Consider the following 20,185-nt stretch of genomic DNA (forward strand, 5'->3'; position numbering starts at 1 on the left):
TCTGAGACGTTGACAAGCCCTGTTTTCAAAAAACTTTTCAACCGTCTCTTTTTTGCGCAAAACGCCTTTAAAGCGGTAGTTTTTCCAGCGTTTCAAAGCCATAACGCTGTAAAACGGGTAAAAGTTGTTCAGTATCCGGGGTAATCGCCATGCAAAAAGCCTTATTGGCATCATTCGATTTTGCATCCGGCGCTTCATGCTCCAGCAGCCATGCGGTGCGTCGAGCAATCGCCGCGCCGGAATCAATAAACCGCGTTCCTTCCGGCATGACCTGTTGCAACTCTTCCGCCAGTAGCGGGAAGTGCGTACAACCTAATACGACCGTATCAGGCGGTTCCTGCATCCGTAGCCATGGACGCAGAATTCGACGCAGCTCTTCCAACGGTACCGCTTCGCCGTGCAGCTTCGCCTCGGCCAGTTCCACCAGCTCAGCGGAACCCAGCATTTCGATGCGGCATTCATTGGCAAAGCGGTCAATGAGTTCACGAGTATAAGGACGCTTGACGGTACCGCGCGTCGCCAGCAGGCCGACAATACCGTTCGCCGTTAAGCGCGCGGCAGGTTTAATCGCAGGTACGACGCCGACCACCGGGAAAGCGAACTTTTCACGTAGGGCTGGCAGGGAAACGGTACTGGCGGTATTACAGGCGATGACCGCCAGCGCCAGAGGATAGCGTTGCTGAACGGCAGTCACGATCTCAACAACACGCTCAACGATAAACTCTTCGCTCTTCTCGCCATAGGGGAAGGCAACGTTATCGAAAGCATAAATGTAATGTAGATCCGGCAGAAGCTGCCGAATCTCGTTATATACCGACAACCCACCGACGCCGGAATCAAACACCAGCACGGTGGGACGTGGATCAGAAGGTGTAGCTGCCAGACAAGGTGTATTCCCGTCCTGCAGTTTGGTAGCCATATACTGTCTCGTAATCTTTATCGAACAGGTTGGCTATTTTACCACGAACTGTGAGATGTGAGGTGACTGGATACGAAACTGCGAGATCCCACAAGCTGACGCCGCCCAACTTAACGCTCTCAGGCGCATAGGTTACCGGGTCGTAAGTGTTGTCATAACGGGTGCCAAGATAGTGATAGGTCACACCCCAGTCGAAATCATAAACCTGCCAGTCCAGCTGGTATTTCACCTGTTGTTTTGCCCGGCGCACCAGCAGCTCGTTGGTTTTCGCATCACGCGCATCGACATAGTCATAGCTGATACTGTGCGCCAGCGGCCCGGTATCAAACGACGCCGTCGCTTCAATACCTTTAATACGCGCCTTGCCGACGTTGTAATATTTCATCAGCTGCGAGTCGTAGTCGATCAGATTATCGATGTCATTACGATACCCGGACAGCCGCCATGTCACCCCAGACGTCAGGCCTTCAAAGGCCCCTTCCCACTGCTTGCTCTCTTCCGGGTCGAGATTCTGATTACCATAGAAGCCGTACAGCTGGCCGAGATTCGGCGCTTTGTAGGCGGTGCCATAAGAGGCGATAAAGCGATAGCCGTCGATAAACTCCCACGCGGCGCTGCTCTGCCAGGTACCGTGCTGGCCAAACTGCGAGTTATCATCACTACGCGCCGCCCCTTCCAGGGTGAAATCGCCCAACTTTTGCAAGCCAGTGAGAAACAGGCCGGTATTACGGATTTCGTAGCCTTCGGTCACATAGTTCGTGCCAGGCTCGGTGGTTTGTTTCTGCCAGTCGATTCCAGCGCCAACGTTGCCGTGGCCAACATCGACCGTGTTCGCCCACTGCACGTTGTACTGTTTCACTTCATCCAGCGTCGCCGAGGTGTCATAGCGCCCCAGTCGCGGATCGTAATTGTAGTCCTTGCTGTGGCTATAGCTGGAAGTCAGCTGCGAGTGGAAGATATCCTGATTAAAACGCAGGCCGGCATCCCAGGTCTGGCTGTACAGCTGGCGAGTGTCGACTAATACGCCGCCATAAGGAGAGCCGTCGTAGGCCGTCCGGTTGTCATAGCCGTACCCGCGCACAAAGCCGCTCCACTCATTGGAGAAGCTATGCTCCAGCGCGCCGTAGATCGTTTTGCTCATAAAGCCATCGCGATCCGGCTGGCGAACGCCGCCGGTATTGCCTTCCGCAACCACATCAAAGCCTTTGGTATAGGTATAGTCTCCCGCCAGGGTGACGCGGGTATTACCGCCGAAAGTCTGCTGCGTGCTGCCGCCATAGTTCTGGTAGCCATTTGAGCCCACGCCGGCATTGAGCGTTGTGCCGTCCTGGTCGCGAGTGGTAATAATGTTCACCACCCCGCCAATCGCGTCTGAGCCGTAGACCGCCGAGCGCGGGCCGCGAACGTATTCAATGCGCTGCACCAGAGCGATAGGGAACTGGCTTAAGTCGGAAGAGCCGCTGACGCCCGCCTGATTCAGACGCACGCCATCCACCAAAATTAAGACATGGCTGGAGTTGGTGCCGCGTACGAAAAGAGAGCTCTGCTGCCCCATGCCGCCGTTTTGCGCGATGTCCACGCCCGGCAGGCGGCGCATCACATCGGTGAGAGAGGTTGACTGCCAGCGATCGATATCCTGCCGCGTCACCACGCTCACCGGCGCCAGCACGGTCTCGATAGGTTGCGCCACACGGTTTGCCGTCACCACTAACGTATTTGAATTGCTGTCCTGCGCCCAGCCGGAAAATGCCGTGACGGATAAAGCCGTCATCAGCGAAGCTTTTTTAATCATTGTAAAAGCATCCATAATATAGAGAGGATGCCGCCGGCTCTATCAGTAGCTCGCGATGATAGAAACCAAATGCGACGTATCCGGCAGGTCTTCGGGCTTGGAGGCTGCTTTAAGAAATAATGACTTCCCACGGCTAACCGCAGTGTCTGCACCGAGTGCGCTTATTTCTCGCCTTTCCTTACCGCTGCGCGTCAGCTCCAGATTCGCACTGGATTCCCTATTAACTCAGAGGACCGGTTGCAAGATGCTACAATTAGAAACATATAGATGTCCAGACTGCTATAACGATATTTCATCCGCAACGAGGGCTGGACATCCCCAATGCTTTCCCTACAATCCCCGCGTACTTATTTTATTCAGGATGCATCATGACCCCCGAACACCTTCCTACCGAGCAATACGAAGCGCAACTGGCAGAAAAAGTCGTCCGTTTGCAGAAAATGATGGCCCCTTTTGCCGCGCCGGTTCCGGAGGTGTTTCGTTCGCCGGTCAGCCACTACCGGATGCGCGCTGAATTTCGCCTGTGGCACGACGGCGACGACCTCTATCACATCATCTTCGATCAGCAGACCAAGTCGCGTATTCGCGTCGATACCTTCCCGGCCGCCAGCGAGCTCATCAACCAGCTGATGCCGGCAATGCTCGACGGCGTGCGCCATAACCCGGTCCTGCGCCATAAGCTTTTCCAGATTGATTATCTGACGACCATGAGCAACCAGGCCATCGTCTCGCTGCTCTATCATAAAAAGCTCGACGACGAGTGGCGCCAGCAGGCGGAAGCGCTGCGCGATGCCCTACGCGCGCAAAACCTCAACGTGCAGCTGATTGGCCGCGCCACTAAAACCAAAATTGAGCTCGATAGGGATTATGTCGATGAACGTCTGCCGGTTGGCGGGCGCGAAATGATCTATCGTCAGGTGGAAAACAGCTTTACCCAGCCAAACGCGGCGATGAATATTCAGATGCTGGAGTGGGCGCTGGACGTCACCAAAGGTTCCACCGGCGATCTGCTGGAGCTCTACTGCGGCAACGGCAACTTCTCGCTGGCGCTGGCGCGTAACTTCGAGCGCGTGCTGGCGACGGAAATCGCTAAACCGTCAGTCGCCTCCGCGCAATACAATATTGCCGCCAACCATATCGATAACGTGCAAATTATCCGCATGGCGGCGGAAGAGTTTACCCAGGCGATGAACGGCGTGCGGCAGTTTAATCGCCTGCAGGGCATCGATCTGCAGAGCTATCAGTGCGAGACCATTTTTGTCGATCCGCCGCGCAGCGGGCTGGATAGCGAGACAGAAAAAATGGTCCAGGCCTATCCGCGAATTCTCTATATCTCCTGCAACCCGGAAACACTGTGCCAGAACCTGGAAACCCTCAGCCAGACGCACAATGTCACCCGCCTGGCGCTATTCGATCAGTTCCCGTATACCCACCATATGGAATGCGGCGTCCTGTTAACGAAGAAATAAACGCATAAAAAAACCCGGCGAACGCAACGTTGCCGGGTTATTGCCTGGCGGATTACTCCGCCGCGGTATCTTTGCGGTTGCGCATCTTGTAACCGATCCAGAACACCATCACGACGGACAGCACCGCCGGGAAGAAGTTAGAGCCGATATCCGGATATTCTGCGCGCACCACGGTGCTATACAGCAGGACGCCGAGAATAAAGCAGGCGGCGGAAAGCCCCGGCAGCCCGACTGGCATACTGCGGTTCTGATAGCGCTGGTGCAGGCAGTACACCGTCAGCAGCAGCGACAGAACCGGGAAGATGGAAAAGGGAACGATTGAGCTGAACAGCGCGGCGAAGGTGCCATTAATGGACAAACCCGCGATCAGCGCCAGCAGTAGCGTACCTTTATCTTGAACTGAGTGTTTCATTGCTCGTCCTTCACGTTATTCGGAATGATGTGACATTTTTTCTTGTTCACGGCGATACCAGTAATACGCGCCTTTTGAAATCATTCTGAGCTGCAGTACCAGCCGCTCTTCCAGCTGTCGGCGCTGCTCCGGACTAACGTCCAACGCTTCCGCACCGGCGTTGAATACGATGGTGACCATAGCTTCAGCCTGCGCTTCAGTAAAGGCGCGCGGCATATGGTTTTCGAGTTCTAAATAGTCGGCAAGTTCCGCGATGAAATGCTGGATCTCGCGCGCTACAGCGGCTCGAAACGCCGCGGATGTGCCAGAACGCTCACGCAACAGCAGGCGGAAGGCGTTCGGGTTGTTACCAATAAACTCCATAAAGGTAGAGACGGAGGTGCGGATCACGCTGCCGCCTTTCGCAATGCGCTGGCGCGCCTGGCGCATCAGCTGGCGCAGCATTAGCCCGCTTTCGTCTACCATCGTCAGGCCTAACTCATCGACATCGCGAAAATGACGATAAAAGGACGTCGGCGCGATCCCTGCTTCCCGCGCAACCTCGCGCAAGCTCAGGCTGGCAAAGCTTCGCTCAGCGCTAAGTTGGCTAAATGCCGCTTCCACCAGCGAGCGGCGGGTTTTTTCTTTTTGTTGTGCTCTTACGCCCATCACGATGTATGAATCCTTCCAATAGCCCTGTCGGCACTATACCAGAGATTAAAACTAATCGGTTTGTACTGGATTGTGAATGATTGTTTATGAGCCGTTTCTGCTTTTATGCCGCAAAAAAGCACAACGATAATTGGGTTAAAGCTCGCCAAATGTTATCATCGTGTTTATTTTGTGTATAAAACAGGTGAGTAATGCCATGTCACACTCTTGGGATTATGATGCAATAGTGATTGGTTCCGGTCCTGGCGGCGAAGGCGCCGCGATGGGACTGGTGAAACAGGGAGCTCGTGTTGCCGTTATCGAGCGCTACCATAACGTCGGCGGTGGTTGTACCCACTGGGGAACCATCCCGTCAAAAGCGCTTCGCCATGCCGTCAGCCGTATTATTGAGTTTAACCAAAACCCCCTCTACAGCGACCATTCCCGTCTTCTCCGTTCTTCCTTCGCCGACATCCTCAACCATGCCGACAGCGTCATTAACCAGCAAACCCATATGCGTCAGGGTTTCTATGAGCGCAACCACTGCGAAATTCTGCAGGGCAACGCCCACTTTGTTGATGAGCACACGCTGGCGCTGGAGTGTCACGATGGCACCGTAGAAACGGTCACCGCCGAGAAATTCGTTATCGCCTGCGGCTCGCGCCCGTATCATCCGGCCGACGTCGATTTCCACCACCCGCGTATTTACGACAGCGATTCCATTCTTAGCCTGCACCACGAACCGCGCCATGTGATCATTTACGGCGCCGGGGTGATCGGCTGCGAGTACGCGTCGATCTTCCGCGGTATGGAGGTGAAGGTCGATCTGATCAATACCCGCGATCGTCTACTGGCGTTCCTCGATCAGGAGATGTCCGATTCGCTCTCCTATCACTTCTGGAACAGCGGCGTGGTTATCCGCCACAACGAAGAGTACGAGAAAATCGAAGGCGTTGATGATGGCGTGATCATGCATCTGAAATCCGGTAAGAAGCTGAAAGCTGACTGTCTGCTGTATGCCAACGGCCGTACCGGTAACACCGACACCCTGGCGCTGGAAAATATCGGTCTGCAAACCGACAGCCGCGGCCAGCTGAAAGTGAACAGCATGTATCAGACCGCTCTGCCGCATATCTATGCCGTCGGCGACGTTATCGGTTATCCGAGCCTGGCGTCAGCGGCTTACGATCAGGGGCGCATCGCCGCACAGGCGCTGATCAAAGGCGAAGCCTCCGCGCATCTGATTGAAGATATCCCGACCGGGATCTACACCATTCCAGAAATCAGCTCAGTGGGTAAAACCGAGCAGCAGCTAACCGCCATGAAGGTGCCTTATGAGGTGGGTCGCGCGCAGTTTAAACATCTGGCGCGGGCGCAAATCGTCGGTATGAGCGTAGGTACGCTGAAGATTCTGTTCCATCGTGAGACGAAAGAGATCCTCGGTATCCACTGCTTTGGTGAGCGCGCGGCCGAAATTATTCATATCGGTCAGGCGATTATGGAGCAGAAAGGTGGCGGTAACACCATTGAGTACTTCGTTAACACCACCTTTAACTACCCGACCATGGCCGAAGCCTATCGGGTAGCGGCGTTAAACGGCTTAAACCGCCTCTTTTAACGCCTTATCAAAGTGGCCATCCATAGTACTGCGGATGGCCTCCGCCAGATGCTCATAGCGGCTACGCAGCGGCGAACCAGGACGATAAACCAGCCCGATGGTACGTCTTGGTTCCGGCTTAATGCACGGAATATAGACCACGCCATCGCGTTTTCTCTCCTGCGGCACCGCCAGCGCCGGCAGCAGCGTAATACCACTTCCGGCGGCAACCATGTTGCGCAGCGTTTCAAGGCTAGTCGCCCGGAAGTGGGTATCTTCATCCGCACCCGCTTCAAAGCAGAAGCCCATCGCCTGGTCGCGCAGACAGTGTCCGTCTTCCAGCATCAATAGCTTTTCACCCGCTAAATCCGCCATCGGAACGCGATCGCGCTCTGCCCACGGATGGTCTTCGTAGATAGCCAGCATCATCGGCTCATCGAACAGCGGCACTTCGATAAAGGCTTCACTCTCTTTGACCAGCGCGAGGATCGCGCAGTCGAGCTTACCGCTATCGAGCTGCGCCAGCAGCTGATGGGTTTGCGCCTCATGCAGATACATTTCCAGCTTCGGGAAAGTCTGATGCAGCATCGGGATTATGTGCGGCAGCAAATATGGCCCCACCGTCGGGATCAGGCCGATATGCAGCGGCCCGGACATGGTTTCCCCTTGCTGGCTTGCCATCTCCTTGAGCACTTTTACTTCGCGTAGCACGGTACGCGCCTGATCCACCAGCAGCAAACCCGCCTGAGTGAACAGAACCTTACGGCTGGTGCGCTCCAGCAACATCACCCCAAGTTCATCTTCCAGCTTGCGAATTTGTCCGCTGAGCGTGGGCTGACTGACGTGGCAGGAATCTGCCGCACGTCGGAAGTGGCGATGTTCAGCCAGCGCTACCAGGTATTCAAGATCGCGAATATTCATTATTCATCCTCCATCGCCACGATAGTCCATGGCGATAGATAGAATAGCAACGAACGATTATCCCTATCAAGTTTTCTGTTCAATAATAACCACAGAAACGAGGAGAACATCTGAAAATCATTGAGTCGCCTCACAGTTTCCCTACCCGAACAACTAAAGCCAACGTGAACTTTTGCGGACTTCGTGTCCGCTTTTTTTTACGTAAAAAAGCCCGGGGAGTACCCAGGCTCATTCAACACCGGTGCAATCTCTTACACCAGGCGCTGTCTGGCGTCGGCAATCGCCTGCGTCACCTGCTGCGGCGAGACGCCGCCTTTGGCCGCACGTTTATCAAGGCAGGACTGCAACGACAGGATCGGATAGACGTCATCGCCGATAACGTTGCTGAACTTTTGCAGGTCGCTTAACGGTAAATCTTCCAGCGCTTTGCCCTGAGCAATCGCTTCAACCACCGCTTCACCGACGATATGGTGTGCTTCACGGAACGGAACGCCTTTTGCTACCAGGTAATCCGCCAGCTCGGTAGCGTTGGCGTAACCCTGCTGCGCCGCTTCCGCACAGCGCGGACGTTTCACCTGGATACCGTCCAGCACCAGCGCCGCCATGTGCAGGCAGTCGAGCCAGGTGTCCAGCGCATCGAACAGCCCTTCTTTGTCTTCCTGCATATCTTTGTTGTAGGCCAGCGGTAGCCCTTTCAGGGTCATCATCATGCCGGTCAGCGCGCCCTGCACGCGGCCGCATTTACCGCGGATCAGTTCCAGCGCATCCGGGTTTTTCTTCTGCGGCATCAGCGACGAGCCGGAAGTAACGCGGTCAGACAATTCAACAAAACCCGCTTCGCCGGTATTGAAGAAAATCAGATCTTCGGCAAAACGCGACAGGTGCACCATGCCGATAGAGGCATCGGAAAGCAGCTCCAGCACGTGATCGCGATCGGAGACGCTATCGAGGCTGTTACGGGTCGCCGATGCGAAACCCAACCAACCGGCCAGCTGTTCACGGTCGATTTCATAAGCGGTTCCCGCCAGCGCGCCGCAGCCCAGCGGGCTGACATCAAGGCGCTTGAGCGCATCCTGCAGGCGGCTTTCATCACGGGCCAGCATTTCAACGTAGGCCAGACACCAGTGCGCAAAAGTCACCGGCTGGGCGCGCTGCAGATGGGTATAACCCGGCATCACCGCGTCCTGATTGTTGCCCGCGGTTTCCACCAGCGCGCTTTGCAGTTGGCGGGTCGCGGACAGCAGCTCGGTGACGGTCTCTTTGCACCACAGCTTGAGATCGGTGGCGACCTGGTCATTACGACTACGTCCAGTATGCAGTTTTTTGCCCAACTGGCCGACTTTATCGATCAGTTTTCCTTCGACCCAGCTATGGATATCTTCGGCATCGCTTTCAAGGATTTGCTGCGGGTTGGCGCGTACCTCTTCCAGCAAGACGTTCAGCGCCTCTTCCAGCTGCAGCTGCTCATCGGCGGTCAGTACGCCTACGGTTACCAGCGCTTTGGACCAGGCGACGGATCCCACGATATCCTGTTCCGCCAGACGATAGTCAAAGCGTAAAGAGTCGTTGAATTGTTTGAACCGCTGATCTGCTGCCTGTGTAAAACGCCCGCCCCAAAGTGCCATAACATGCTTCCTTAATTCGTGAGTTCTGCCGGGTCGCGCTACGCTTACCCGGCCTACGGTCTTGTTGCCCCGGCAAGCAACGCGCTGCCGGGCATTCAATCTTAAGCCAAAATACGCGTACCGATCGGGGTACCGTTAAATAATGCCGGCAGCTGCTCGGCATGGCGCCAGGAGGCGATATCTACCGGACGGCCCAGCTCGCGCGCCGCGTCCAGCGCCGCGTTCACTTTCACGATCATGCCGTCGGTAATAATGCCCTGTTCAATCAGTTGCTCGGCCCTGGAGGCGGTCATTTCCGCAATCCGCTGACCTTTACCGTCGAGAATGCCGCTAACATCGGACAGCAAGATAAGATCCGCGCCCAGCGTCGCCGCCAGCGCCGTCGCTGCCTGATCGGCGTTGACGTTCATCAGTTGTCCTTGGTCGGTGACGCCGATCGAGCTCACGACAGGCAGGTAGCCGCCCGCCAACAGCGTATTGATAAGCGTCGGCGAGCCTGCCTGCGCTTTACCAACGTGGCCCAGTTCTTCATCCAACTGAGTCACCTTCACGCTATCGCCATCGCCGAGGAACAGCCCTACCGAAGCCAGACCATGCTTTTTCGCCCATGCCAGCAGCGTTTTGTTGGCGGTTCCCGCCAGCGCGCCGGTAATGATGTCAATCTGATCGGCAGGCGTTACGCGCAGGCCATTTTTCTTTTTCACCGGCAGATTAAGCTGTTTCATCAGCTCATCCACCACGCAGCCGCCGCCGTGGACGATAACCAGCGGACGCTGGTGTGTTTCGCGGTAGTGCACCAGCGCGGTAAACAGACGTTCCAGCGCTTCTTCGCTATCCAACAACACGCCGCCAAGTTTGATAATCAATGGATTGTTCATCATCACACCTTAAATTAAAGACTGCGTCTCAGCGAAGCCGAAACGAATGTTAGCGCACTGCACGGCCTGCGCTGCCGCGCCTTTCAGCAGGTTATCTTCTGCGGCCACGACGATAATATGTTCATCCTGGACGGCAAAACCGATATCACAGAATGGCAGCCCAACCACATTTTTCAGCGCCGGTACGCCTTTATCGTATAAACGGACCAACGGCTTATTGGCATAGGCCTGCTGGAAGACCTCTGCAACCTGCTCTTTACCGACGCCCGGCTTCAGGCGACAGGTAATGGTTTCAAGAATACCGCGTTTAAAATTGCCCAAATGGGGAGTGAAGATCACCTCTGCGCCCAGATGGGTGGCAATTTCTGGATGATGGCGATGATTGAAAACGCCGTACGGCTGCAGGCTGACTTCACAAAAGCTATTGCTCATCGCCGCCTTACGACCGGCGCCGCTGACGCCGCTGGTGGCGTTGATCACCGGCCACTGCTTCAGATCCAGCAGACCGGCATCGATCAGCGGTTTTAACGACAGCTGCGCCGCCGTCGGGTAGCAGCCAGGCACCGCGATCAAATTCGTCTCTTTCAATGCTTCGACGTTCCACTCCGCCAGGCCGTATACCGCCTGTTTGAGCAGGTCCGGATGCCGATGAGTGAAACCGTAGTATTTTTCGTAGAACGCGCCATCGTTGACGCGAAACGCGCCGGACAAATCGAACACCACGCAGCCCGCGGCCAAAAACTGCGGCGCCAGATCGTGGCTAACTTCATGCGCGGTCGCGAGGAACACCACATCCGCGCCAGCGCTAAATTCGCTGATATCAGACATCGCCTGCAGCGGCAGGTCGACAATACCTTTCAGCTGCGGATGTATATCGGAAATGAACTTTCCAGCATCATTACTTTGCGCGGAGACGGTCAAAGCGGTTATGTTCATATGAGGGTGGCGATTTACATAGGCCACCAGCTCTGCGCCGGCATAGCCACTAGCTCCCACGATCAGCGTATTTAGCATTGGAAGAGCATCTCCTTACATTCGATGGGTTTTATTGCGCTCAACGATATTGTATTTTTATTCACAAATACTGCATGAATATTGATACTATCATGACCAGAGGTGTGTCAACAATGAAAAACAATTTACCGCCCTTTATCGAGATTTACCGCGCATTGATCGCCACACCTTCCATCAGCGCGACCGAAGAAGCGCTGGATCAAAGCAATGAGTCTTTAATCAATTTACTCGGCGGCTGGTTCCGCGATCTGGGCTTTAACGTCGAGATCCAGCCGGTACCTGAGACGCGTAATAAATTCAATATGTTGGCCAGTACCGGCCACGGCGCTGGCGGCCTGCTGCTCGCCGGGCATACCGATACCGTGCCTTTCGACGATGGCCGCTGGACTCGCGACCCGTTTACCCTTACCGAGCACGACAACAAACTCTACGGACTCGGCACGGCCGATATGAAAGGCTTCTTCGCGTTTATCCTCGATGCCCTGCGCGACGTTGACGTCAGTAAATTGAAAAAACCGCTGTATATACTGGCTACCGCTGACGAAGAAACCAGCATGGCGGGCGCGCGCTACTTCGCCGAAACCACACAGCTGCGCCCGGATTGCGCGATCATCGGCGAGCCGACCTCGCTGCAGCCGGTACGGGCGCATAAAGGCCACATTTCAACAGCGGTACGCGTACTGGGCCAGTCCGGCCACTCCAGCGACCCGGCGCGCGGCGTGAACGCTATCGAACTGATGCACGATGCGATTGGCCGCATCATGCAACTGCGCGATGACTTAAAAGAGCGTTACCACTACGCCGCCTTCACCGTGCCTTATCCGACGCTCAACCTGGGCGCTATTCACGGCGGCGATGCATCCAACCGCATCTGCGCCTGCTGCGAGTTGCACATGGATATTCGTCCATTGCCGGGTATGACGCTTAACGACCTGAACGGCCTGCTGGATGAAGCGCTGGCGCCGGTGGGCGAACGCTGGCCGGGGCGTCTGACGGTCTCTGAGCTGCATCCACCGATCCCTGGCTATGAATGCCCTCCGGACCACAAGCTGGTAGAAGTGGTTGAAAAACTGCTCGGCGCGCAGACCGAAGTGGTGAACTACTGCACCGAAGCGCCGTTTATCCAGACGCTGTGTCCTACGCTGGTGTTAGGTCCGGGCTCCATCAACCAGGCCCACCAGCCGGATGAATATCTGGAGACGCGGTTTATTAAGCCGACGCGCGAGCTCATCACCCAAGTTGTCCATCACTTCTGCTGGCATTAATCGCTGCTATTTTCCCGCCTTCGCGTCCGGAGGCGGGAGAGTGACGATCGTCACACTTCCATAAGTAATGCTTATCCGCCGACCGCTGAGTTAACTTTCGCAAATTATCGCTATTTATTCGTTTGCTGAAGCGATTTCGCAGCAATTGACGCGGGGGTATTTACGTGGCTTTATAAAAGACGGGTTGCTTATCCACTGCTCAAATCACGGAGCGCCGGATATAACAAAATAAAATGAGATGGGGTGTCTGGGGTAACATGAACGAACAATATTCCGCTTTGCGTAGTAATGTCAGTATGCTCGGTAAGGTGCTGGGCGACACCATCAAGGATGCGCTAGGAGAAAACATTCTTGATCGAGTCGAAACTATCCGTAAGTTGTCCAAATCTTCTCGCGCGGGCAATGAAGCCAATCGCCAGGAGCTGCTCACCACGCTGCAAAACTTGTCCAACGACGAGCTGCTGCCGGTGGCGCGCGCCTTTAGCCAGTTTTTGAATCTGGCCAATACCGCTGAGCAATATCACAGCATTTCGCCCAACGGCGAAGCCGCCAGTAATCCGGAAGTTATTGCGCGTACCCTGAGAAAACTCAAAGACCAACCCAATCTCAACGAAGACACCATTAAAAAAGCGGTGGAATCCCTGTCTCTGGAGCTGGTGTTAACCGCTCACCCGACCGAGATCACCCGCCGGACGCTGATCCACAAAATGGTGGAAGTCAACAACTGCCTTAAGCAGTTGGATAACAAAGATATCGCCGACTATGAGCACAATCAGCTGATGCGCCGCCTGCGCCAACTGATCGCCCAATCCTGGCATACCGATGAAATTCGTAAATACCGCCCTTCTCCGGTCGATGAAGCCAAATGGGGTTTCGCGGTAGTTGAAAACAGCCTGTGGGAAGGCGTGCCGAACTATCTGCGCGAGCTGAACGAACAGCTGGAAGCCAACCTCGGCTACCAGCTACCGGTTGATTTCGTCCCGGTACGCTTCACCTCCTGGATGGGCGGCGACCGTGACGGCAACCCGAACGTCACCGCCGATATCACCCGCCACGTGCTGTTGCTCAGCCGCTGGAAAGCGACCGATTTGTTCCTGAAAGATATCCAGGTGCTTATCTCTGAGCTGTCGATGGTCGAATGCACCGACGAGCTCCGCGATTTGGCCGGCGCGGAAGGCGCGCAAGAGCCGTATCGTTATCTGATGAAAAAGCTGCGTAGTCAGTTGATGGAGACCCAGGCCTGGCTGGAAGCTCGCCTGAAAGGGCAAAAACTGCCGAAACCGGCAGGGCTTATCACGCAAAACGAACAGCTGTGGGAACCGCTGTATGCCTGCTATAAATCGCTCCAGGCCTGCGGCATGGGCATCATCGCCAACGGCGAACTGCTTGATACCCTGCGCCGGGTGAAATCTTTCGGCGTACCGCTGGTGCGTATCGATATTCGTCAGGAAAGCACCCGCCACACCGAAGCGCTGGGCGAAATGACCCGCTACCTCGGGATCGGCGATTATGAAAGCTGGTCGGAAGCCGACAAGCAGGCCTTCCTGATCCGTGAACTGAACTCCAAACGCCCGCTGCTGCCGCGTCAGTGGGAGCCGAGCGAAGAGACCCGCGAAGTTCTCGACACCTGCAAAGTGATCGCCGAAGCGCCGCGTGGATCGATCGCTGCTTATGTGATCTCAATGGCCAAAACGCCGTCCGACGTGCTGGCGGTTCATTTGCTGTTAAAAGAAGCCGGTATCGGCTTCGCGCTGCCGGTTGCGCCGCTGTTTGAAACGCTGGACGACCTGAACAACGCCAACGACGTCATGACTCAGTTGCTGAATATTGACTGGTATCGCGGCTTTATTCAGGGCAAACAGATGGTCATGATCGGTTATTCCGACTCGGCCAAAGATGCTGGCGTCATGGCCGCCTCCTGGGCCCAGTACCAGGCCCAGGACGCGCTGATCAAAACCTGCGAAAAAGCCGGTATTGAACTGACGCTGTTCCATGGTCGCGGCGGCTCCATCGGTCGCGGCGGCGCGCCGGCCCACGCGGCGCTGCTCTCGCAGCCGCCGGGCAGCCTGAAAGGCGGGCTGCGCGTCACCGAACAGGGCGAGATGATCCGCTTTAAGTACGGCCTGCCGGAAGTGACCATCAGCAGCCTGTCGTTGTACACCAGCGCGATTCTGGAAGCCAACCTGCTGCCGCCGCCGGAACCAAAACCGCAGTGGCGCGAAATCATGGCCGAGCTGTCCGACGTCTCCTGCAAGATGTACCGCGGCTACGTGCGGGAAAATAAAGACTTCGTCCCTTATTTCCGCTCCGCGACCCCGGAACAGGAACTGGGCAAACTGCCGCTTGGCTCGCGCCCGGCGAAGCGTCGCCCGACCGGCGGCGTCGAGTCACTGCGCGCCATCCCGTGGATCTTCGCCTGGACCCAGAACCGCCTGATGCTGCCGGCCTGGCTGGGCGCCGGCGCCGCGCTGCAGAAAGTGGTCGAGGGCGGTAAGCAAAGCGAGCTGGAAAGCATGTGCCGCGATTGGCCATTCTTCTCGACCCGTCTCGGAATGCTGGAGATGGTCTACTCAAAAGCCGACCTGTGGCTGGCGGAGTACTACGATCAGCGGCTGGTGAAACCGGAACTGTGGAAGCTAGGCGAAGAGCTACGTCAGCTGTTAACCGCCGATATCAAAGTGGTGCTGGCTATCGCTAATGACTCCCACCTGATGGCCGACCTGCCGTGGATCGCCGAATCCATCCAGTTGCGTAACATCTATACCGACCCGCTTAACGTCCTGCAGGCCGAACTGTTGCACCGTTCGCGCCAGGCTGAAGAGGCTGGCGAGGAACCGGATGCGCGCGTTGAGCAAGCGCTGATGGTCACCATTGCCGGCGTCGCGGCAGGGATGCGTAATACCGGCTAGTCACCGTTTCCCCCGGCCGCCCGGCCGGGGGATTTTCCCTCTCATTTTAGTGATGCAACATCTCATCGACGATCTGCTCTTTATGCAGCGCATAAGGATAATAGGTCGGCCAGTTATCCATCTCTTTCAGCAAGGCTTCCTGAGATTCATTGCCCATAAATATATGGAAATGCTGTGATTTACGCGGGCTAATAATGTGGTCGCTGAATTGGACGAATTTCGGCGCGTTACCATCGCCCTGTTGGCACTCAAACAGGTAACGAACCCCCTTCTTGCCGGAGGCGTATTGCAGAATTTTGTAGCCTGAGTAGGTATATTTGCAGCTATTAACAGTCTTGCCGACGTGGAACTCTATCACCCCATCTTCGATGCCAATCTGCTCCACATCGGTGGCGTAACCTTTCTTGTAATAGGCGCGATACTCTTCCACGCTCATGGCGCCGGGCTTTTTCGCCTTCTGCTCCAGCACCGGATCAAGGTCGCCATTCAGCAGATACGGATAGACTGACTGCCAGACGCCATCCCAATCGCTCAACGCGCGATCCTTCACATCTTTATCGGCAAAAATGCCTTCGCTGGCCTGGCGTTCTGTTTCAGTTAACGCCGGGCCATGACTATGATTACCGTGGGCAAAAGCCTGAGCGCCGGCAAGCGCTATGCCGAAACTAAACGCGAGCATGGGGATCTTTCGGGTCATTACTCTCTCCTGAGTTAAATATCGATTGCGACAAAATGTTACGATATAACATATCTTAATCGAGAAGCAATAACGATGAGTTCGTACTTTTACCGCTGGAAAAATGTCCGGTATGATGAAATGCGTGGCGTTTTGGCGGGGTAAGGATGGATAACAGCATCAATCAGCTCATTGATTCATTAGTGAAAAAACAAACCTGCATTGCAGAAGTGCATTTTGCCGGAGAATCACGCCCGCCAGCCGACGCCGCGATCAAGGTTGATTTTCCACGTCTGAATATCGTCATTGAGGGGCAGTTGTACGATCTCGCCCTCGGCGATAACGCTGCGCCGCTGCAGGCGCGTGACGTACTCTATATTGCGAGCGATAGCTGGAACTGGCCGCGATGGCAGACCCCATGCCTGCTGCTAAGCATCTTATTCGGCAAACAGCAGCTGGAATTTTCGCTGCAGCGCTGGAACGGAGAAGCGCTAACCCAGGTCCAGAAGATTCAGGTACCGCGCCGCGGGCCGCGCGTGGGTTCATTTCTGCTACAGGCGCTAAATGAAATACGCATGCAGCCGCAGGAGCAGCAAACCGCCCGCTGCATCGTCATTAGCCTACTCAGCCACTGTACCGATCTACTGGGTAGCCAGGCGCAAACCTCATCGCGCAGCCAGGCGCTATTCGAGGCGATCCGCCAATATATCGATATTCATTTCGCCGAGCCGCTGAGCCGGGAATCCGTAGCACAGGCGTTTTATCTCTCTCCCAACTATCTCTCGCATCTGTTTCAGAAGTGCGGACCTATGGGCTTTAACGAATACCTCAATCATATCCGTCTCGAACAGGCGCGCATGCTGCTGAAGGGTCATGATATGAAGGTAAAAGATATCGCCCACGCCTGCGGCTTCGCCGACAGCAATTACTTCTGCCGCCTGTTTCGCAAGAATACTGAACGTTCACCTTCCGAGTATCGCCGCCAGTACCATAGCCAGCTGACGGAAAACCCCTCTGCGCCGTAAAACTAGATTTTTGTAAGTTACTGATTTCTACCTGCAGGCTATTTCAGCCTGGAGGTACTATCACACGGACAAACGTGATCTAAATCACTCTTAACCGTAATGCGTACATTTATCCAGTTTTTGGCAAATTTGTCATCTGGCGGGCAGGCAAACGGAAGCCGTATCCTTACCTCAACATCATTGAATTACACATCGAGGAATGGTTATGGAACTCTATCTGGACACCGCGAACGTCGCTGAAGTTGAACGTCTGGCCCGCATTTATCCGCTGGCTGGCGTCACCACCAACCCGAGCATCATCGCCGCCGGCAAAACCCCGGTTTGGGACGTGCTGCCGCGCCTGCAAAAAGCCGTTGGCCCGGAAGGTATTCTGTTCGCGCAGACCATGAGTCGCGATGCGCAAGGTATGGTGGCTGAAGCCAAACGCCTGAGTAACGCCGTACCAGGAATCGTGGTTAAGATCCCGGTTACCGCCGAAGGCCTCGCCGCCATCAAACTGCTAAAAAAAGAAGGCATCCCTACGCTTGGCACCGCGGTCTATAGCGCTTCCCAGGGACTGCTCGCGGCGCTGGCCGGCGCGAAATACGTCGCGCCGTACGTCAACCGCGTCGATGCCCAGGGCGGTGACGGTATTCGCATGGTGCAAGAACTGCAATCCCTGCTGGAAATGCACGCCCCGGAAAGCAAAGTCCTGGCCGCGAGCTTCAAAACCCCGCGCCAGGCGCTGGATTGCCTGTTAGCCGGCTGCGAAGCTATCACCCTCCCCTTAGACGTAGCGCAACAAATGCTCGGCACCCCTGCGGTAGAGTCAGCCATAGAGAAGTTCGAGCAGGACTGGAATAACGCATTTGGCACGTTGAACCTGTAATCCGATCGTCGGCCGCCAACAGGCGGCTTGCACGGTCATCGAGGAGGAATCGAAATGGATCGCATTATTCAATCACCCGGTAAATACATCCAGGGCGCTGGCGCCATCAAGCGCCTCGGCGAATATCTCAAACCGCTGGCTGAACGCTGGCTAATCATCGGCGACAAGTTCGTTCTCGGCTTTGCCGAAGAGCAGCTGCGTACCAGCCTGAGCGGCGCTGGTCTGGTGGCCGAAATCGCCCCGTTCGGCGGTGAATGTTCGCAAAATGAAATCAACCGCCTGCGCGATATCGCCAGCAGCGCCCAATGCCATGCGGTGCTCGGCATCGGCGGCGGCAAGACGCTGGATACCGCGAAAGCGCTGGCTCACTATATGCATCTGCCGGTGGTAGTAGCCCCAACTATCGCCTCCACCGATGCGCCGTGCAGCGCGTTGTCTGTTATCTATACCGATGATGGCGAATTCGAAAGCTATCTGATGCTGCCGCACAACCCGAACATGGTGGTTGTTGATACGCAGATCGTCGCGGCCGCGCCAGCACGCCTGCTGGCCGCCGGGATTGGCGATGCGCTGGCGACCTGGTTTGAAGCCCGCGCCTGCTCGCGCAGCGGCGCGACCACAATGGCGGGCGGTAAGTGCACACAGGCGGCGCTGGCGTTAGCGGAACTCTGCTACAACACGCTAGTTGAAGAAGGCGAAAAGGCGATGCTTGCCGCCGAGCAGCATGTGGTCACTCCAGCGCTTGAACGGGTGATCGAAGCCAACACCTACCTGAGCGGCGTCGGCTTTGAGAGTGGCGGGCTGGCGGCGGCGCACGCGATTCACAACGGCCTGACCGCCATCCCGGACGCCCATCACTTCTACCACGGCGAGAAAGTCGCATTTGGTACGCTGACGCAGCTGGTGCTGGAAAACGCGCCGGTGGAAGAGATTGAGACCGCGGCGGCGTTGTGTCACAGCGTCGGCCTGCCCATCACGCTGGCGCAGCTCGATATTAAAGGCGACATCCCGGCTAAAATGCGCACGGTCGCGGAAGCCGCCTGCGCCGAAGGCGAAACCATCCACAATATGCCGGGCGGCGCCTGCGCCGATCAGGTTTACGCCGCGCTGCTGGTGGCCGACCAATACGGTCAGCGTTTCCTGCAAGAGTGGGAATAACCTTTCCCTTTACGCCCGGCGTTTGCCGGGCGTGTTCTTTCATGTTCCTTTTATCGCCAATTGCCCGCACGCTGGATGTGTTTTATAGTGCGTTTTTCCTTTGGGCGAACCGTTGTTATGCAATCATCAGATAGAAGAATGAGCATTTACGCCATTCTGCAGCAGGACAAAAAAGTCGTTGTGAACGAACTGGCCGAGAAATTCGGCGTCACCAAAATGACTATCCGTCGGGATCTGTCATTCTTTGAAAAACAGGGAATCGTCAAAACGACCTACGGCGGCGCCTATCTGACCAGCGGCGCCAGCGTCGAGCCAAGCTTCCAGCTTAAATCCGTGCAGATGGTTGACGATAAACACCTGATTGGCCGTAAAGCGGCAGAACTGGTTGAAGACGGCGACACGATCATCATCGACTGCGGGACCACGCTGCTGGCGCTGGCGCAATCTATTTTCGATAAAAAAATTATGGTGATCACTAACTCAGTACCGGTAGTGAATCTGCTAAAGGGGCGAAAAAACATCAAGCTAATCGTCGCCCCGGGGGAATATGAAGATGATACCCAGGGGATGATCTCTTTCAGTACCGCGGAGTTTTTCAGCACCATTCATGCCGATAAGGTCTTTATCAGCACCCAGGGTATTAACCAGCATGGCGAGCTAACGGTCCCTAAAATGACCGATGCCCACGTCAAGCGGGCGCTGTTACGCGCCGGACGACAAAAAATCCTTCTCGCCGATAAAAGTAAATTCGAGCAAACTTTCCTTGCCGGGCATGCCCGACTGGACGATTTTGACATCGTTATTAGTCAGGATGGCCTCCCTGCCGACATCCTCTCCCTGCTGACTGCGCAAAAAACCGAGCTGCTGTTGGCCGACAGCGCAGCGTAACCTCACGCCCGGCAACGGGCGTTTGTTCTTTTCCGTTTTTTCTAAATGTTCTTTTTAGATTTATTAATGATAAATAGAACACAAAAGATCATAAATGGATTGACAAAAGAACACCTCAGGCGTGGAATAGCGATACCCC

At 55.6% G+C, this 20,185-nt stretch carries 16 protein-coding genes, 1 pseudogene and 1 riboswitch; of the genes and pseudogenes, 8 read left to right on the forward strand and 9 right to left on the reverse strand.

From position 1 onward, the window contains the following. Nucleotides 1-67: 67 nt before the first annotated feature. Nucleotides 68-919 carry a glutamate racemase gene (gene murI / locus ACSEMK_RS21315; protein WP_015703959.1) on the reverse strand — a complete coding sequence of 284 codons (852 nt, stop codon included), beginning with the start codon at nt 917-919 and terminating at the stop codon, nt 68-70. Continuing rightward, nucleotides 864-2,711 (reverse strand): TonB-dependent vitamin B12 receptor BtuB, encoded by a 1,848-nt coding sequence (btuB, locus tag ACSEMK_RS21320; protein ID WP_113374918.1) that lies wholly within the window; start codon nt 2,709-2,711, stop codon nt 864-866. Before btuB ends, murI begins: the two co-directional genes overlap by 56 nt. Before the next feature lie 65 nt (nt 2,712-2,776). Further along, nucleotides 2,777-2,964, reverse strand: a riboswitch (cobalamin riboswitch). A gap of 115 nt (nt 2,965-3,079) precedes the next feature. Between btuB and trmA the strand changes: the two genes are divergently transcribed. Beyond that, nucleotides 3,080-4,180, forward strand: a complete 1,101-nt coding sequence (gene trmA / locus ACSEMK_RS21325) for a tRNA (uridine(54)-C5)-methyltransferase TrmA (RefSeq protein WP_113374917.1) — start codon at nt 3,080-3,082, stop codon at nt 4,178-4,180. A gap of 52 nt (nt 4,181-4,232) precedes the next feature. On the opposite strand, the gene ACSEMK_RS21330 is transcribed toward trmA, so the two are convergent. Further along, nucleotides 4,233-4,592: a YijD family membrane protein gene (locus ACSEMK_RS21330; RefSeq protein WP_045395329.1), complete on the reverse strand. Its 360-nt coding sequence runs from the start codon at nt 4,590-4,592 to the stop codon at nt 4,233-4,235. Between the two features lie 15 nt (nt 4,593-4,607). Next, nucleotides 4,608-5,243 (reverse strand): HTH-type transcriptional repressor FabR, encoded by a 636-nt coding sequence (gene fabR, locus ACSEMK_RS21335; RefSeq protein ID WP_015368907.1) that lies wholly within the window; start codon nt 5,241-5,243, stop codon nt 4,608-4,610. A 196-nt stretch (nt 5,244-5,439) separates the two neighbouring features. Between fabR and sthA the strand changes: the two genes are divergently transcribed. Then, nucleotides 5,440-6,840 (forward strand): Si-specific NAD(P)(+) transhydrogenase, encoded by a 1,401-nt coding sequence (sthA, locus tag ACSEMK_RS21340; protein WP_015368908.1) that lies wholly within the window; start codon nt 5,440-5,442, stop codon nt 6,838-6,840. On the opposite strand, the gene oxyR is transcribed toward sthA, so the two are convergent. The 4 genes from oxyR to argC form a co-directional block, all read right to left on the reverse strand. After that, nucleotides 6,823-7,740 carry a DNA-binding transcriptional regulator OxyR gene (gene oxyR, locus ACSEMK_RS21345; protein WP_015368909.1) on the reverse strand — a complete coding sequence of 306 codons (918 nt, stop codon included), beginning with the start codon at nt 7,738-7,740 and terminating at the stop codon, nt 6,823-6,825. The two genes, sthA and oxyR, sit on opposite strands and share 18 nt — an antisense overlap. Before the next feature lie 251 nt (nt 7,741-7,991). Next, the gene (gene argH, locus ACSEMK_RS21350; RefSeq protein WP_087858723.1) at nt 7,992-9,365 is read right to left on the reverse strand and encodes an argininosuccinate lyase; all 1,374 of its coding nucleotides are present in this window, start codon (nt 9,363-9,365) and stop codon (nt 7,992-7,994) included. A 101-nt stretch (nt 9,366-9,466) separates the two neighbouring features. Further along, nucleotides 9,467-10,243: an acetylglutamate kinase gene (argB, locus tag ACSEMK_RS21355; protein ID WP_113374915.1), complete on the reverse strand. Its 777-nt coding sequence runs from the start codon at nt 10,241-10,243 to the stop codon at nt 9,467-9,469. 9 nt (nt 10,244-10,252) lie between these two features. Further along, a complete protein-coding gene (gene argC / locus ACSEMK_RS21360) occupies nt 10,253-11,257 on the reverse strand; it encodes an N-acetyl-gamma-glutamyl-phosphate reductase (RefSeq protein WP_213794913.1) in 1,005 nt (334 codons plus the stop codon). A gap of 113 nt (nt 11,258-11,370) precedes the next feature. Between argC and argE the strand changes: the two genes are divergently transcribed. Together argE and ppc are read left to right on the forward strand one after the other, a co-directional pair. After that, complete coding sequence (gene argE, locus ACSEMK_RS21365; protein WP_430915436.1) at nt 11,371-12,522, forward strand: acetylornithine deacetylase; 1,152 nt, start codon at nt 11,371-11,373, stop codon at nt 12,520-12,522. A 257-nt stretch (nt 12,523-12,779) separates the two neighbouring features. Beyond that, nucleotides 12,780-15,431 carry a phosphoenolpyruvate carboxylase gene (gene ppc, locus ACSEMK_RS21370; protein ID WP_047047252.1) on the forward strand — a complete coding sequence of 884 codons (2,652 nt, stop codon included), beginning with the start codon at nt 12,780-12,782 and terminating at the stop codon, nt 15,429-15,431. Nucleotides 15,432-15,477: 46 nt separating this feature from the next. On the opposite strand, the gene zinT is transcribed toward ppc, so the two are convergent. After that, the gene (gene zinT, locus ACSEMK_RS21375) at nt 15,478-16,128 is read right to left on the reverse strand and encodes a metal-binding protein ZinT (RefSeq protein WP_213317836.1); all 651 of its coding nucleotides are present in this window, start codon (nt 16,126-16,128) and stop codon (nt 15,478-15,480) included. 24 nt (nt 16,129-16,152) lie between these two features. Between zinT and ACSEMK_RS21380 the strand changes: the two are divergent. The 4 genes and pseudogenes from ACSEMK_RS21380 to ACSEMK_RS21395 all read left to right on the forward strand — a co-directional run bounded on the left by ACSEMK_RS21380 (nt 16,153) and on the right by ACSEMK_RS21395 (nt 20,046). Continuing rightward, a pseudogene (locus ACSEMK_RS21380) lies at nt 16,153-17,132 on the forward strand (helix-turn-helix transcriptional regulator). A gap of 205 nt (nt 17,133-17,337) precedes the next feature. Next, nucleotides 17,338-18,000 (forward strand): fructose-6-phosphate aldolase, encoded by a 663-nt coding sequence (gene fsa / locus ACSEMK_RS21385; protein ID WP_004203684.1) that lies wholly within the window; start codon nt 17,338-17,340, stop codon nt 17,998-18,000. A 54-nt stretch (nt 18,001-18,054) separates the two neighbouring features. After that, nucleotides 18,055-19,158, forward strand: a complete 1,104-nt coding sequence (gldA, locus tag ACSEMK_RS21390; protein ID WP_213317839.1) for a bifunctional L-1,2-propanediol dehydrogenase/glycerol dehydrogenase — start codon at nt 18,055-18,057, stop codon at nt 19,156-19,158. 138 nt (nt 19,159-19,296) lie between these two features. After that, on the forward strand, nt 19,297-20,046 hold the full coding sequence (locus ACSEMK_RS21395; RefSeq protein ID WP_113374910.1) for a DeoR/GlpR family DNA-binding transcription regulator: 750 nt from the start codon (nt 19,297-19,299) through the stop codon (nt 20,044-20,046). The last annotated feature ends 139 nt before the right edge of the window (nt 20,047-20,185 follow it).

It is taken from the genome of Klebsiella sp. K-3, from assembly GCF_051207495.1.
In the GTDB taxonomy this organism is placed as follows: Bacteria; Pseudomonadota; Gammaproteobacteria; order Enterobacterales; family Enterobacteriaceae; genus Klebsiella; species Klebsiella aerogenes.